The organism is Croceibacterium aestuarii (assembly GCF_030657335.1).
In the GTDB taxonomy this organism is placed as follows: Bacteria; Pseudomonadota; Alphaproteobacteria; order Sphingomonadales; family Sphingomonadaceae; genus Croceibacterium_B; species Croceibacterium_B aestuarii.
Genome location: NZ_CP131039.1, coordinates 2,898,179 through 2,913,231, shown reverse-complemented (window position 1 = coordinate 2,913,231; position 15,053 = coordinate 2,898,179). Strand labels below are relative to the sequence as shown.

Annotated in this window: 15 protein-coding genes; 8 read left to right on the top strand and 7 right to left on the bottom strand. The window is 66.3% G+C overall.

The genetic code is table 11. The features are described 5' to 3' along the window. Positions 1-7: 7 nt before the first annotated feature. Entirely contained in the window at positions 8-673 is a 666-nt protein-coding gene (locus Q7I88_RS14365) for an energy transducer TonB (RefSeq protein WP_305096593.1), read from the bottom strand. A gap of 149 nt (positions 674-822) precedes the next feature. Next, on the bottom strand, positions 823-1,479 hold the full coding sequence (locus Q7I88_RS14360; protein WP_305096592.1) for an alpha/beta hydrolase: 657 nt from the start codon (positions 1,477-1,479) through the stop codon (positions 823-825). Between the two features lie 96 nt (positions 1,480-1,575). Between Q7I88_RS14360 and Q7I88_RS14355 the strand changes: the two genes are divergently transcribed. The 4 genes from Q7I88_RS14355 (at position 1,576) to Q7I88_RS14340 (ending at position 5,321) form a co-directional block, all read left to right on the top strand. Then, entirely contained in the window at positions 1,576-2,622 is a 1,047-nt protein-coding gene (locus tag Q7I88_RS14355) for a cysteine desulfurase family protein (protein WP_305096591.1), read from the top strand. A 124-nt stretch (positions 2,623-2,746) separates the two neighbouring features. Continuing rightward, positions 2,747-3,832: a cysteine desulfurase family protein gene (locus Q7I88_RS14350; protein WP_305096590.1), complete on the top strand. Its 1,086-nt coding sequence runs from the start codon at positions 2,747-2,749 to the stop codon at positions 3,830-3,832. Then, positions 3,832-4,164, top strand: coding sequence for a 2Fe-2S iron-sulfur cluster-binding protein (locus Q7I88_RS14345; RefSeq protein WP_305096589.1), 333 nt, complete (start codon positions 3,832-3,834; stop codon positions 4,162-4,164). Before Q7I88_RS14350 ends, Q7I88_RS14345 begins: the two co-directional genes overlap by 1 nt. Positions 4,165-4,190: 26 nt before the next feature. Next, complete coding sequence (locus Q7I88_RS14340; RefSeq protein ID WP_305096588.1) at positions 4,191-5,321, top strand: hypothetical protein; 1,131 nt, start codon at positions 4,191-4,193, stop codon at positions 5,319-5,321. Positions 5,322-5,462: 141 nt separating this feature from the next. Here Q7I88_RS14340 and Q7I88_RS14335 read toward each other — a convergent pair whose 3' ends face one another. Further along, entirely contained in the window at positions 5,463-6,485 is a 1,023-nt protein-coding gene (locus Q7I88_RS14335) for a hypothetical protein (protein WP_305096587.1), read from the bottom strand. Positions 6,486-6,868: 383 nt separating this feature from the next. Next, positions 6,869-7,255, bottom strand: a complete 387-nt coding sequence (locus Q7I88_RS14330) for a VanZ family protein (RefSeq protein ID WP_305096586.1) — start codon at positions 7,253-7,255, stop codon at positions 6,869-6,871. 199 nt (positions 7,256-7,454) lie between these two features. Between Q7I88_RS14330 and Q7I88_RS14325 the strand changes: the two genes are divergently transcribed. Next, positions 7,455-7,907 carry a hypothetical protein gene (locus tag Q7I88_RS14325; protein ID WP_305096585.1) on the top strand — a complete coding sequence of 151 codons (453 nt, stop codon included), beginning with the start codon at positions 7,455-7,457 and terminating at the stop codon, positions 7,905-7,907. A gap of 982 nt (positions 7,908-8,889) precedes the next feature. Here Q7I88_RS14325 and Q7I88_RS14320 read toward each other — a convergent pair. Then, the gene (locus Q7I88_RS14320; protein ID WP_305096584.1) at positions 8,890-9,435 is read right to left on the bottom strand and encodes a type 1 glutamine amidotransferase domain-containing protein; all 546 of its coding nucleotides are present in this window, start codon (positions 9,433-9,435) and stop codon (positions 8,890-8,892) included. A 197-nt stretch (positions 9,436-9,632) separates the two neighbouring features. On the opposite strand from Q7I88_RS14320, the gene parC reads away from it, so the two are divergent. The 3 genes from parC (at position 9,633) to Q7I88_RS14305 (ending at position 12,972) form a co-directional block, all read left to right on the top strand. Next, positions 9,633-11,933 (top strand): DNA topoisomerase IV subunit A, encoded by a 2,301-nt coding sequence (gene parC / locus Q7I88_RS14315; RefSeq protein WP_305096583.1) that lies wholly within the window; start codon positions 9,633-9,635, stop codon positions 11,931-11,933. A gap of 137 nt (positions 11,934-12,070) precedes the next feature. Then, a complete protein-coding gene (locus Q7I88_RS14310) occupies positions 12,071-12,625 on the top strand; it encodes a hypothetical protein (protein ID WP_305096582.1) in 555 nt (184 codons plus the stop codon). A 32-nt stretch (positions 12,626-12,657) separates the two neighbouring features. Next, on the top strand, positions 12,658-12,972 hold the full coding sequence (locus tag Q7I88_RS14305; RefSeq protein WP_305096581.1) for a PRC-barrel domain-containing protein: 315 nt from the start codon (positions 12,658-12,660) through the stop codon (positions 12,970-12,972). An 80-nt stretch (positions 12,973-13,052) separates the two neighbouring features. On the opposite strand, the gene Q7I88_RS14300 is transcribed toward Q7I88_RS14305, so the two are convergent. Together Q7I88_RS14300 and Q7I88_RS14295 are read right to left on the bottom strand one after the other, a co-directional pair. Then, positions 13,053-13,613 carry a hypothetical protein gene (locus Q7I88_RS14300; protein WP_305096580.1) on the bottom strand — a complete coding sequence of 187 codons (561 nt, stop codon included), beginning with the start codon at positions 13,611-13,613 and terminating at the stop codon, positions 13,053-13,055. Positions 13,614-13,856: 243 nt separating this feature from the next. Then, on the bottom strand, positions 13,857-15,041 hold the full coding sequence (locus Q7I88_RS14295; protein WP_305096579.1) for a CCA tRNA nucleotidyltransferase: 1,185 nt from the start codon (positions 15,039-15,041) through the stop codon (positions 13,857-13,859). Positions 15,042-15,053: the final 12 nt, after the last annotated feature.

Genomic DNA, 15,053 nt, shown 5'->3' with positions numbered 1-15,053 from the left:
ACTCTTCTCAGCGGGGCAGGACCCAGCGGACTGTGCTGGAATAGCTGCCAACGACGCTCTGCCCGTTGCCGTCGGTCGCTGCATCGAAGCGGGCGCGCCGAGTGATGTACTTGCAGGTCGCCGCGTCGAGGTCGGCGTTGCCGCTGCTGGCGGTGATCTCGCAAGCATCGACCTTGCCGTCGCTGCCGACCACAACGCGGAAACCTGCGACGCCCTCTGCCCCTTCGCGGATCGCGCGCGAGGGGTAATCCTCGGTCATCACCCAGCGCGCCGGATCGTTGCGCGGCGCCGCGCGCTTGGGCGCGAACGCGGATGGGGTGGGCGTGGGCGCCACATAGGGGACGGAGCTCGTGGTTGGCTGCGGGATTTTGATCGGATCGAACGGCGTCACCTCGACCTGCGCACTGCCGGAAAGGTCGAGCGGCGGCGTCGGTGCAGTCAGGTGGTCGCTTTTGGCCGGCGCTTCGGACTTCACGGGATCCGAGGGGGGCGGGGGAGGAGGCTTGGGAGGATCGGGAATGAAGGTACCGATGAACGTCCCCTCACGCTGGATGACGCCGGTGAAGCTGAGCCCGGTGACGAGCACGGCCGCGACGATGATGTGAATCGCCGTGACGCTGGCGATTGCTGTGGCGCGGCGGCGCGGGTCTTGCGATTGATCGAGATAGGACATGGGAACCTCTCCTTACTCCCACGAGTCGAGTCCCTCGACTCGATGTAATAATGTAACATCTCACGCAACGCGCGAAATGGCAAGAGAGTTCCCGACCGCTCCCCGTGGCGGCTTTCAGCCAGGCTCTGGAAAGGCCGGAATGCCCCGCGTCAGCGGATCGGGCAGTCCGGGTCGAGGCGGAAGTCGAGGTAGTTGTCGACCGACTTCATCAGCTCGTCCTGCTCGTTCTCGAAGAAGTGATTGGCCCGCGGGATCTCTTCGTGATGGATCGTGATGTGCTTCTGCGTACGGAGCTTGTCGACGAGCTTCTGCACCGCGTTCGGCTGCACGACGGTATCGGCGGTGCCCTGGATGAAAATGCCCGAAGCAGGGCAGGGGGCGAGGAAGCTGAAGTCGTACATGTTGGCCGGCGGGGCGATCGAGATGAAGCCGCGGATTTCCGGGCGGCGCATCAGCAACTGCATGCCGATCAGCGCGCCGAAGCTGACCCCGGCGACCCAGGTGGTCTGCGCTTCGGGGTGGAACGACTGCACCCAGTCGAGCGCCGCGGCGGCATCGCTGAGCTCGCCGATGCCGTTGTCGAAGCTGCCCTGGCTGCGGCCGACGCCGCGGAAGTTGAAGCGCAACGTGGCGAAGCCGCGGTCGCTGAAGGTCTTGTAGAGGCGCTGGACAATGCGGTCGTTCATCGTGCCGCCGCCCTGCGAATGCGGATGCAGGATCATCGCCACCGGTGCGCGTGGACGCGGCGGGGGAGAGAAACGGCCTTCGAGGCGGCCTTCGGGGCCGGGAAAAATGACGGAGGGCATTGGGCGGGCTCTTGCAAATTGTGTTTGACGCGGCGCGGGTGGCGCACCGGAAGTGCGGGGCTATATAGGGATTACGCCTGAAATCGCAATTCCCACATGACCCGCATCTATCTCGACCACGCCGCGACCACGCCCCTGCGCCCCGAAGCGCGCGAGGCCATGCTGCGCGGGTTCGAAATCTGGGCCAACCCGAGCAGCCCGCACGCCGAGGGCCGCAAGGCGCGCGCCGCGCTGGAGGACGCGCGCGAGCGGGTGAAAACGGCGCTCGGCTGGGAGGGGGAAGTGATCTTCACCAGCGGGGCGAGCGAGGCTTTGGCGATTGGTTTGCAGAGGGCGAAGGTGGACCGGCGCATCGTCTCGGCGGTGGAGCACGACGCGCTGTTCCGAGCGGCGCCGGAGGCGGAGGTGGTGCCGATTCCCTCGCTCATGGCGCAGGTCGATCTTGCCCGGCTGGAAGACCTGCTGGCCCGTCCCGGCAAGGCGGTGGTGGCGGTTCAATCGCTCAATTCGGAGACCGGCACGTTCGTGCTCACGGACCAAGGCGAAACGGCGGCAACGGTTCGTGCTGCCGGCGGCCTGCTGCTTTGCGACTGTTCGCAATCGGCCGGGAAACGCCCTTTGCCAGATTGCGACATGGCGGTCGTCTCGGCGCACAAAGTCGGCGGACCGACCGGTATCGGTGCGCTGCTGGTGCGTGACTTTTCCATGCTCGAGCCGAGCGGCGGACAGGAGCGAGGCTACCGCCAGGGGACCGAGAACTTGCCTGCCGCACTGGGCTTCGCAGCCGCGCTGGAAGGTGGCGGACTGGCGGGCTGGGCCACCGGCGAAACGCAGCGCTTCGACTTTCGCAAGGCCGTCATGGACCGTGGCGAAGGCTTGATCCTCGGCCCCCAGTGCGATTGGCTGTTCTCGCTCGCCCATCCCACGTTCAGCGCGCAGGCCCTGCTCATCAAGCTTGATGCAATGGGCTTTGCCGTCTCGGCCGGAAGTGCGTGCTCCTCCGGCACACTCAAGAAGAGCCGCGTGCTCGATGCCTTCGGGATCGACGACGACACCGCCTCGCGCACGATCCGCGTCAGCATCGGCTGGAACACGACCCCGGCGGAACTCGACGCCTTCGCCCAAGCGTGGCGCAGCCTCTGACGTTCTCGTCATCCCGGACTCGATCCGGGACCGAGCTTCCTTCCGCGCCGCCGGGAGAGAAAAGCGGGGCCCCGGATCAAGTCCGGGGTGACGGGGAAGGGCGGCGCGGGCTATGGCGCGGCGCATGATCTACCTCGACAACCAGGCCACGACGCCGCTCGCCCCCGAAGCGCGCGAGTCGATGCTGCCGTGGCTCGGCGGGCCGGAGACGACCGGCTACGGCAATCCGCATTCCGCGCACCGGCTCGGGCGGCAGGCGGAGGCTGCGGTCGACATTGCCCGCGAACAGGTCGCCGCGCTGTTTCCCGTAGGCGGCACCGTGATCTTCACCGGCAGCGCGACCGAAGCGCTCAACATCGCGCTGCGCGGCAGCGACCGGGGGCGGGGCGACAAGCGCATCGCGGTCAGCGCGATCGAGCATTCGGCCGTGCTCAACACCGCACTGGCGCTCGACCCGGATTGCGCGGTCCTGCCCGTGGGCGCCGACGGGCTGGTCGATCCGCAGGTTGGCCTGCCCGACGATCTCGGCGTGCTTGCGGTGATGCAGGTCAACAACGAGATCGGTACGATCCAGCCGGTCGCCGACCTCGCCGAACGGGCCCGGGCCGCCGGCGCGCTGGTGGTGTGCGACGCGGTGCAGTCGGCGGGCAAGATGCCGGTGGCCGATGCCGACCTGATCGCGATCACCGGGCACAAGCTCTACGGCCCGAAGGGCGTCGGCGCGCTGTGGATCAGGGACGGGATCGCGCTCGATCCGGTCATCACCGGCGGCGGGCAGGAAGCCGGCATCCGCTCGGGCACGCTCAGCCCCGCATTGTGCGCCGGCCTGGGCGCAGCGGTAAAGCTCTCGCTCGAGACGCAGGACGAGGACGAGGCCCACGTCGCGGCGCTGTGGGACCGGGCGCGCGAAATGCTCGCCCGGTGGACGCTCAACGGCAGCGCGGCGCACAGGTACAAGGGCAACCTCAACGTGCGCCGCGACGGGATCGACGTTGCTCGGCTGATGTCGGACGCGCGCCAGGTGTGCTTCTCGGCCGGATCGGCCTGCGCCAGCGAGGCGAGGAAGCCGAGCCGCGTTCTCGGCGCCTTGGGGCTGACGGTGGAACAGGCGAAGAGCTCGATCCGCATCGGCTTCGGGCGCTACACGACGATGGACGAACTGGAGGAAGGCCTCGGCCTGATCCTCGCGGCGGCGGAGGCGCAGGGCTGATGGTGATGGTTCGCTTCATCGACCGCGAGGGCAACGCAGTCGAGGCCGAGGGCACGGCCGGCACCAGCCTGCTCCAATGCGGGCAGGCGGCGGGCATGCCGCTCGAGGGCACCTGCGAGGGGCAGATGGCCTGCTCGACCTGCCACGTCATCGTCGCGCCCGAATGGTTCGACCGCCTGCCGGAGGCGAGCGAGGAGGAGGAGGACATGCTCGACCTCGCCGCCCACGTCACCCGCACCAGCCGGCTCTCGTGCCAGATTGTGCTTGGCGACGAGATCGAAGGCCTCGAGGTAAGGATACCGGCCGAGAGCCGCGACATGCAGAAGAGCTGACGGGGCGTTCCCTGGGGAGAGAGCCGGTGAAATCGAATTTCCGCTTCTACGACAATCGCCAGAAGTACCTGATGTTCGTCAACACCTGCTCCGAGAAGTGGGCGGTGGCGCAGCGCGTCGCCGAGGAGCTCGACGCGCTCACCCCCAAGGCCCCGGCGCTGCGGTTCTTCGACGCCGGGGTGGGCGACGGGACCGTGCTGGCGCGGGTGCTGCGCTCGATGCATCGCAAGTTCGACCGGTTGCCGTTCTACATCGCGGCCAAGGAAATCAGCCTCGAGGACATCCGCCTGACGCTCGACAAGATGCCCGACCGGTTCTTCGAGCATCCCGAGACGGTGCTCGCGCTGACCAACCTGCCCTATGCCGATGCGCCGTGGCTGGCCCACCGCAAGGACGGCGCGCAGCCCGACGTGGTGTGGCACGAGGTCGCGCTCACTGGGTCGACCGCCGCCGAATTCGAGCAGCAGATCAACGACCTGCAGCCGTTTCTTGCCGCCAACTGGCGGACCCGGCTGAGCGAGAAGAGCGGGGTGCTGCTGCCCGAGACGCCGACCGTGATCGTGCTCTATCGCCGCGACTGCCGCTACATCCTCGATGCGGTGATCCCGCGTCCCGGACACCCGCGCGCCGACTTCGACCTCGTTCTCGCCAGCCAGCCGTTCCGGCTCGCCGCCAGCGTGCGCTTCAAGGCCGGGCGCGTGCTCGCCCCGCTGGCCCGCGCGCTCGGGCCGGGCGGGCGGCTGCTCGGCGTGCATTCGGCCGGCGGCGACCCGGGGCTCGACATCGTCCGCAAGGTCTGGCCCGAGGCCGACCCGTTCACCACTTCGCGCCGCGAACTGCTCGACGCGACCCGCGAGGCGCTCGGCGAGGAGGCCGCGCAATTCGTCTTCGAACCGCTGCCCGACGACCAGTCGCGCCTGCGCTACACCATGCACACGCTGCCCGACGAGATCGACAGCAACGACACGCTGATCGGCACTTCGACCCTGCTCGCCGCGTGGAACGCCGCGACCTACGTCGCGCAGATCGAGGACGACCGGCTGGCCGAGGCGATGACCGGCTCGGCCTATCTCGGGGCGACCCGCGAGGTGCTGCGCGAACACGGCGCGCTGTGGTTCGACGACGAGACCTACGTCATTCGCCGGCTGGCGCCTTAACGCCGCCGCCACCCACGCGCCGCGCCGCGAACAGGGTTACCCGAGTTACACCAGTAACCCTGCCGAACGCGACAATAACCGCCTAATATCAGATGGTTACGCATTGGCAGCAGGGTTACGCATGGCGGGGGGCGAAGAGAATCAGCGGCGGCGCTGCGCGCGCTCGTCGGGCGCGTTGCGGATGGCGATCCGTTCGATCCGCCGCTCTTCGCTCGGCAGGTCGAGCGCCGCCAATCCATCGGCGCCGAGCGCGCGCCGTTCGTCGTCCCAGTCGACCCCGCCGGTCTCGACGCGCCGCAGCAGGCGGTCCCACTCCTCGGTCCAGAACTCGGCCGCCGCGCCGTAGCGGCCGAGCATCGGCGCGCCTTCGCGGTTGCGCATCTTGAGCAGGGCCACGATCAGCTGCGCGTTGCGCTTGCGGTGGGTGCCGACGAGTTCGCCGCGGTGATAGTAGGGCACTTCCTCGCCCTCCAGCGCCAGCTCGAGCGCCGAATGCGCGAGGTTGTCGTAGCCGTGGCGGAACGCGGCTTCCCAGGCGATGTCGAACGGCTGGCCCTTGAGGCGGTTGCGCAACCGGTGCGCGGACTGGCGCGACATGCCGACCGCGCGCGAAGCGGCGCTGACCGAGTGGCTGGCGGCGAGCTGGCGCAGGAACTCGGCCATCTTCGGCTTGTCCCAGCGATCGGCACGGCGCACCCGGGGCACGGGAGGCCGTTGGGCTTCGCTTCCGACAGGCTCGGGGCGAGCGGTGGCCGCCTGGCGCTGTGGCGGCTCGCCGGCGAGCGCCATCGCCTGGACCGTTTCCCAGTGCCCGAGCAGCCAGTTGCGCAGGGCATTGCGGCGCTCCTGCTCCTCGGCGGACTCCTTGTCCTGCTCGTCGTCCTCGTCCTCCCCGAAGCGGGGAGGGGGACCACCGGCAGGGTGGTGGAGGGGACTTCCCCCGCGCGCGTCACCAGGAGGACAATCCCCTCCGTCAGCGCTGTGCGCTGCCACCTCCCCGTCCGGGGGAGGATCCAGCGGACCCGGCGCCGCGCCGCAGCCGGGCTCCTCCTCCGTCGTGGCCGGGCCGGCGGGGTCGGTGCCGGCGGGCCGTGCGGGTTTGCGACCGACGATCCGCAGCGGATCGATGTCGTAGGGATAGAGCGGGATATGGTGGTAGGTCATCCGCCAGTGTGGAACATAAAAGGAACCTTGTAGGAAAGTTCTTTTTTGGCCGGGCGGTGTTGGGACAATTGGATCCAGGGCCTATCCGCTTGCGCCCCGCTGCGAACCTTGCCTGCACACTTCCCAAAATCGCCACCCTGAACCTGGTTGTGCTTTGCACAGCTTCGCTTCCAGGGTCCATTTCTCCGCCCGCGATGCCGGTGCTGGGAGGCACAATGGATGCTGAACCAGGTTCAGCATGACGAATGCGGGGACATCCGCCTCTCCCCCCATTGCTGACGTGGGCCAACCGTTTGTTGCCTCGTGAAAGCGAGCAGGCTGCTATCCAGGCTTTCGCGCCGAGAGCCGCCTGTCGGGTAACGACCCCATTGCGGAAGTATCGCCTACTTGATCGTGGAGATGCTTTTCCTATTCGACTTCATCCAACTCATGGCGACCAATCCAAAGCAGATTGCGACCAGGTCAGCTGCGAGATCCATCCAATTGGCGTCACGTCCGAAACCCAAGGCCCATTGAAGGATTTCGATCAGCCCACCGTAGAGCGCGAGCCAGGCGAAGATCGTTAGCAGCCCTCTACGAGGCCAAAGACTCTTGGCGAATGCAGCGAGAACGAAGAACGCCAGCATGTGATTGAGCTTGTCGGAGGCAAACACACTCGGAGCTATCTTGGCAGGCATCAGAGCAACCATAAAAATGGCACTGAGTAACAACCAAAAAATGAGCTGAAAGACTTTCGAGATTGCCATCATTCCGCAATGCACAATTTTCATTGCTGAGGTGTGAACTCCAGAGTCCGCCTACCACACCAATCTCACACATTCCGGAACCTGAGAGGCAGCGGGAAACTGTCGATCTGCTTCTGGGCCGATAGCTGACAGGCAGCTTTCGGGGACTGCATGGCGGGAATCGGCCATTCCGTTAGCGACCCCATTGCTGACGAAGAGCGTCAACCTTACGTGTCATCCTCAAATGTTTGATTTTCTCTGGCACTTGCGCGGATCGGTCGCCTTGCGTCCCACGGATACAGACCAACTTGTGTTCGACAGGCTGGAAATGCTGCTAGATCGACAGAGAAAGAACACGCGGATGCGAACCGCCGAACTCCTGACGTTCGAGTATCCGCTCTTCGGTGATCTGTTCGCCCCGAATTGGCTCGCGATGATTATTTACGACGCCGGTCGATTCTGGATTGACGGAAATGAACGAGAGCGAGTTCTGCGCTACGATCTTCGTAGCCTTCATGGTTTGGTGTTCTGCTCGGTCGCTGCAGCTTTGGCCTTCTTTTTCGGCCTCATTAGCGGTGGCTTTTTGACAGCCATTTCTCTCGCCGCAGCCGCGTTCACATGGCTCTACGGAATGAACATGCTGCTGGCGTTCGCACGGGTTCCCGCTGCAATTCGGAAGGCCGTAATTTCGGCCTAGGAAACGTCCGTTTTCCACCCCAATTCCAGACGTTCCCGCCCGCCATGGTTTTCGCCATTAGCCAACAGGCAGCTTCGCTCGCACTTCCCGCAAAGGCGGTCAGTCCGCTAACGACCCAATTGCGGACGTTACGGTCCTCCTGCCACCGGCCACCGTTCCCAGTTCGCGCCTTCGCTGCAGAGCGAGTTAAGCCCTTGACACAGCGGTGCCGCTGCCATGATGCGGCGGACTTCACTTACGCGCTCGCAAGGCGCGTCGGGAGCAACCTCGAGAATGGCATGGGGCTCAGGAACAAGACTGCTCGCGCGCGTCATGTAATCACCGAGAGTATCGTCTGAGATGGGCGTTTCATTCCACAGAACCGCCCCGTCCGAAGCGACGTAGATGGGCTGCACGATGAGGAGATGACCAACCCCGTCAGCTTCTCGGCCCCAGTTTGGTAACGGCGTCGAACAGGCTGCAGCATATGTGTCGGACAAGTCTTCGCCGCACCCACCAACTAGATACGAAAGGACTATGGCCATCATGACGCTCTGGCATTTCATGCGCCAACAATGCTGACGCCTTCGGCTGAATGCAATGTCCGCTTTCCACCCAATTCCAGACGTTCCCGCCCGCCATGGTTTTCGCCATTAGCCGACAGGTAGCTTCGCTCGCACTTTCCGCAAAGGCGGTCAGTCCGCTACGACCCCATGGCGGCAGTTCCGTTCTTCGTCACCCTGAACTCGTTTCAGGGTCTATCTCTCCTCACGCTAGCTCGGCGCAGCTGGAGTAATGGATGCTGAAACAAGTTCAGCATGACGAATGGAGGCATGTCCGCTTCGCACCCCATTATCAGACCTTCGCGCTCGCCCGCGCTGCGGCTGAAAGTCGACAATCCGCTTCGGCCCGTGACCGGAAGAAAGCCGGCTCGGGGCCAAGCCATGAAAAAGGCCCCGCCGGTCGCCCGGCGAGGCCTTTCCGCTCGCAACTGAAGCCGAGATCAGGCGTCGGCCATCTGGTCCTGTTCCTGCAGCGCCTTGAGCAGCGCCTTGTTGAAGGCCGGGATGTCGTCGGGGTTGCGGCTGGTGATGAGGTTGCCGTCGGTCGCGACTTCCTGGTCGACCACATTGGCGCCGGCGTTCTTCAGGTCGGTGCGGATCGAGGGCCAGCTGGTGACCGTCTTGCCCTTGATCATGCCGGCTTCCGCCAGCAGCCAGGGGCCGTGGCAGATCGCCGCGACGGGCTTGCCGCTTTCGCAGAAGTCCTTGACCAGCTGGACGGCCTTCTTCTCCGTCCGCATCTTGTCGGGGTTCATCTGTCCGCCCGGCAGGACGAGCGCGTCGAAGTCCTCGGCCTCGGCCTCGTCGAGAGTGAGGTTCACATCGACCGGGTCGCCCCAGTGGTCGTGTTGCCAGCCCTTGATCTGGCCGTCGTGCGGGCTGACGACCACGGGTTCGAGCCCGGCGGTCTTGATCGCGGAATAGGGGCCTTCGAGTTCCGACTGTTCGAACCCGTCGGTGGCGAGAATCATGATGCGTTGTGCCATTATGCTGTCTCCTTGCGGCGGAATTGCCTTTGTCCGCGTAACGGGTGTTGAAAGCGGCTTGTTCCGCGCTGTCCCACGGCCCGTGGCGCTGCTACGGCCAGCCGACAACATCTCCCGTTCGTGGTGAGCCTGTCCAACCATGAACGCCCGCGCGACGCCCTTCGGCAGGCCCAGGACGAACGGAACGAAGTACCCGCATGGTTGCCACTATCGACGACGAAAAAGACCCCTTCGACGCCATCGTCGACGCTCCGTTCGACAGCGCGCTGTCGCAGCGCTACCTCGTCTACGCCCTCTCGACGATCACCGCCCGCTCGCTGCCCGACCTGCGCGACGGGCTCAAGCCGGTGCATCGCCGCATCCTGTGGGGCATGCGGCTGCTGCGCCTGAGCCCGGACAACGCGTTCAAGAAATCGAGCCGCGTGGTCGGCGATGTGATGGGCAAGTTCCACCCGCACGGCAACGTCGCGCTCTACGATGCCATGGTCCGCCTCGCGCAGCCCTTCACGCTGCGCTATCCGCTGGTCGAGGGGCAGGGCAATTTCGGCAATATCGACGGCGATAACGCCGCCGCCGAACGCTACACCGAATGCCGCCTGACGAAGACGGCGATGCAGCTGATGGAAGGGCTCGACGAAGGCACCGTCGATTTCGTCCCGACCTACAACAACGAAGAAGAAGAGCCTTCGCTCTTCCCCGGCCTGTTTCCCAACCTGCTGGCCAACGGTTCGAGCGGCATTGCGGTGGGGATGGCAACCAGCATCCCGAGCCACAACGCCGCCGAAGTCATCGACGCCGCGCTCGAGCTGATCGACAACCCGCACGTCGAGCATGCGCGGCTGATGGAGCTGATGCACGGGCCCGACTTCGCCACCGGCGGGCTGATCGTCGATTCGCCGGAATCGATCAGCCAGGCCTATGCGACGGGGCGCGGCTCCTTCCGCGTGCGCGGGCGCTTCTTCGCCGCCGAGGCGAAGGACGAGGCCGACCGCGAAGCGGGGATCGAGCGGCTCGGCGGGGGGCAGTACCAGCTGGTCATCTCGGAAATCCCCTACCAGGTCGCCAAGGGCAAGCTGATCGAGCAGATCGCCCAGGCGATCGCCGACAAGAAGGTGCCGATTCTCGAGGACGTGCGCGACGAGAGCGACGAGAACATCCGCATCGTGCTCGTCCCGAAGAGCCGCAACGTCGACCCCGAACTGCTCAAGGAATCGCTCTACAAGCTGACCGACCTCGAGAGCCGCTTCGGGCTCAACATGAACGTGCTCGATGCCACCCGCACGCCGATGGTCATGGGGCTGAAGGAGCTGCTCGACCACTGGCTGCTGCACCAGATCGACATCCTGCAGCGCCGCAGCCGCCACCGGCTGGCCAAGATCGCCGACCGGCTCGAGCTGGTCGAAGGCTACATCATCGCCTTCCTCAACCTCGACCGGGTGATCGAGATCATCCGCACCGAGGACGAGCCCAAGCCGGTGATGATGGCCGAGTTCGGGCTGACCGACCGCCAGGCCGAGGCGATCCTCAACATGCGGCTGCGTTCGTTGCGCAAGCTCGAGGAGATGCAGCTGCGGCAGGAGAAGGACGAGCTCGAAGACGAACGCGCCGAGCTCGAAGCGCTGCTCGGCAGCCCGGCGCGCCAGCGCACCCGGCTCAAGCGCGACCTCAAGGCGCTGCGCAAGGACTATGCCGAGGACACCGCGCTCGGGCGGCGCCGCACGACCATCGCCGAGGCCGCGCCGGCGGTCGAATTCAGCATGGACGCGATGATCGAGAAGGAGCCGGTTACGGTGATCCTCTCGCAGAAAGGCTGGATCCGCGGCGCCAAGGGCCATGTCGACCTGGGGGCCGACGGCTGCGGGGACTTCAAGTACAAGGAAGGCGACGGGCCGGCCTTTGCGGTCCATTGCCAGACCACCGACAAGTTGCTCATCGCCGGCGACGACGGGCGCTTCTTCACCCTCGGGGCCGACAAGCTGCCCGGCGCGCGCGGTTTCGGCGAGCCGATCCGCAACACGCTCGACATCGATGCCGAGGCGCAGGTGGTCAGCCTGATCGTGCACAAGCCGGGGCTGCAGCTGCTGCTCGCCGCAAGCACCGGCAAGGGCTTTGCCGCGCTGACCGACGAACTGCTCGCCGAAACGCGCAAGGGCCGCCAGGTGGTCAATCTCAAGGACCGCGCCAAGCTCGCCGTCGCCCGGCCGATCGCCGCAGCACACGACCACGTCGCGGTGGTCGGCGACAACCGCAAGCTGGTGGTCTTCAACCTCGAGGAGCTGCCGGTCATGACCCGCGGTCAGGGCGTAACGCTGCAACGCTACCGCGACGGCGGCCTCAGCGACGCGACGACCTTCACGCTCGAAGACGGCCTGTCATGGACCATGGGCGGCGAAAGCGGGCGCACGCGGACCGAGAGCGACATCCACCTGTGGAAGGTCGCCCGCGGCGCCGCCGGGAGGCTTCCGCCGACCGGGTTCCCCAAGGACAACAGGTTCTGAACCTTTCCGCCCGGTTTGGGCGGGAAGCGGCGAAGATCCCGGAACTGCGGGAAAATCTCGGAACAAACTGGCCGGGCGATCCACTGATTGGGGGAGCGGGCGCATTCGCGGCCGCACCAACCAACAGGAGATTTTCGATGGCCGAGATTCCGGTTCAAAAGAAAACCAGCATGGGCTGGCTCTGGCTGTTGCTGGGCCTGATCGTGCTGGCGCTGCTTATCTGGTGGATTGCCGGGAGCAACGACAACGACGAAGACCTGGTGACCGGCAACGACGTCGTGCTGCAGGACAACGCCGCGGGCGTGAACGGCGGGGCGATGGCCGACGCGGCAAACCCCGACACGACCGGCGCGCTGACCCTGGCGCAGATTACCGCGGACCCGCAGCAATATTTCGGCCGCGACTTCTCTGGCGAGGTCGATGTGGGGAGCAACCTGACCGATCGCGGCTTCTGGGTCGAGCAGAACGGCAACCGCATGTTCGCGCTCATTATCGACCAGCCGCGCGAGGTGCCCAAGGACATCAACGCCGGCCAGACCCTGCGGATTTCCGGCGGCACGGTGCACGATGCCTCGTCGCTCGACGACATTCCCGGCGACTCGCTCAATCAGAACACCCGCAAGATCATCGCCGATCAGGATGCGATCCTGGTGGTCGACGAAGCGAACATCGAGATCCTGAACAAGGGGTGAGACGCCCCCTCGCGATCCGAGGAGAACGAACCATGGTAGACCAATATACAGAACTGCGCGAACTCGACGACTACGAGCTCGTCAACGACGAACAGGACCTGCGCGGCCATCCGCTGATGACCCGCGACGGACGGCGTCTGGGCACTGTCCAGCGCATGCTCGTCGATCCCGAGCACGACCACGTCGCTGCGCTGGTGCTCGACGACGGACGCGGCGTGCCGGTCGACGAGATCGAAATCCGCGACGGCAATGCCTACATCGATCCGGTCGACGAGGCCCGGTACTTCACCCCGCCGCGGCGCGAGCGCGCTGTCACCCGGAATCGCGTGATCGTCCGGCGGCTCTAGCAGCCGGTTGCCTCAGGCATGAAAAGGGGCGCCCGGATTTCTCCGGGCGCCCCTGTTTTCGTTCGGGCGAGGCCGAGCCTTTACGACTGCGCGGCGGCGTCGGCGCTGGCGCCGAGCGCGGCCTTGACCTGGTCGGCGAGAACCTGCGCGGTCACCCCGGCATCGGCCGGCTGGAAGTTCTGCCGCTTGAGCGCGAACGCGCCCCATTCGGTTTCGACGGTGACGTCGTCGCCCTCGACCTTGCCGATCGAGCCGAGCGAGACGCCGTTGACGTCGGTCACCGGGGCGCCCGCGACGAGCTGGGCGTCGAGCTTGGCGGCCGCTTCGGCCTGGGCCTTCTCGAGCATCTCGTCGAGCTGCGCGCGGGTCACCGCAACGGTGGTCTGCTTCTTGGCGTTCATGCCGAAGCGGTCGAGCGGCAGGCCGACCTTGTGCGTGCCGGTGTCGAGCGTGGCGACGCCATCGGCCAGAGCGGTAATCGTGCCGACCTCGTTGCCCTCGGGGCCGTAGACCTTCACGCCGGCGGCGATCAGCGGGCCGTCGGCCTTGGCCGTGGCGGCGGCGTCCTGCGCCAGCGCGGCGCCGGAAACGGAAACCAGCGACAGCGCGCCGGCAGTGAAAATGGCTTTGGTCAGGTTCAAGGTCTTTCCCCCTTTAGGGTTGTCGAAAACAGCCGGCCGCACACAAAGAATTCCGCGCACGGGCGGCCGATGAATATGGATGCGGAAACGAGCAGCGACCCGCCGGGCCTAGGCGCTCTCACCGGACGAAACCGATGACCGCAAGGTGCCCGCGGGGCGGACTGCCCTACCTTTCCGGCTGGAGGCCGGATTGGCAAGGGCAAATATGCCAAATCGTGACTGAAGCCGCGATGAAGCGAGTGTTCAGACTGGCTTTCGTGCACCGAGCTCGGCGTCGAGCAAGGCCTCGACCCGCTCGCGGGGCGGGAAGCCCTCGCCGATCCAGCGCTCTTCGACGGCTTGCAGGATGCGCGCCACTTCGGGCCCCGCGGCGACCCCGCGCGCGACGATCTCGCCGCCCTTGAGCGGCAAGACGGGGATCTCCCAGCCGCTGAGCGCGGCGGGGTCCTGGCCGGCCAGCAGGAGCCGGTCGATCGCCGCCTCGCGGCCGAGGCGGTAGGCGAGTACGTGCGGATCGCTCGGCGTGCCGCTGCGCCGCGCTGCCGCAACGAGGCGCTTCTTGTTGGCGGTGGACAACCGCAGCCGCGAGGCGACCTGCGCGGCCACCTTCTCGTCGGCGGGGAGCAGCGCGGCAAGGCGGCGCAGCGGCGAGGGCGGCAGCCCGGCCTCGCGCTCCTTGGCGACCACCGCGGCAAGCGCCTCCATCCCCGCGTCGGACGCTTCGGGCAAGACGACGCCGAGCACGCCGCCATCGTACATCCGCTGCACCGTCGCCACCGGGTCGGCGATCGCCAGCAGGTTCTGCAGTTCCCACCCCACGCGCTCGCGGCTCAGGCCCTTCATCGTCGGGGCGAGTTCGATGCAGGCTCGCTCGGATGCCGCATCGAGAGCGGCCCCGAAGCGGGCCTGGAAGCGGTAGTAGCGCAGGATGCGCAGATGGTCCTCGCGAATGCGTTCGCGGGCATCGCCGATGAAGCGCACGCGGCCGGTCTCGAGATCTTCCAGCCCGCCGAACCAGTCGAACACCTCGCCGCTCGAAGGATCGGCGTAGAGCGCATTGATGGTGAAATCGCGCCGCGCGGCATCGTCCTGCCAGTCGTTGGCGAACTTCACCGTGGCGCGCCGCCCGTCGGTCGAGACGTCGTGCCGCAGGGTGGTGATCTCGACCGGCCCGCCTTCTAGGATCGCGGTTACCGTCCCGTGCTCGATACCGGTCGGGACCGAGCGAATCTTCGCCGCGCCGAGCCGGGTAACGACTTCCGCCGGTTCGAGCGTGGTGGCGGCGTCGATGTCGTGTACGGGCTTGCCGAGCAAGGTGTCGCGCACCGCGCCGCCGACCCAGCGCACCGTGCCCGGGCCGAGCGCGGCGACCAGGGCGGCGAGATCGGCGCGCGCTATCCATTCGGCCTCAAGAGTTTTCGGGCTCACTTCCGTTCGTCC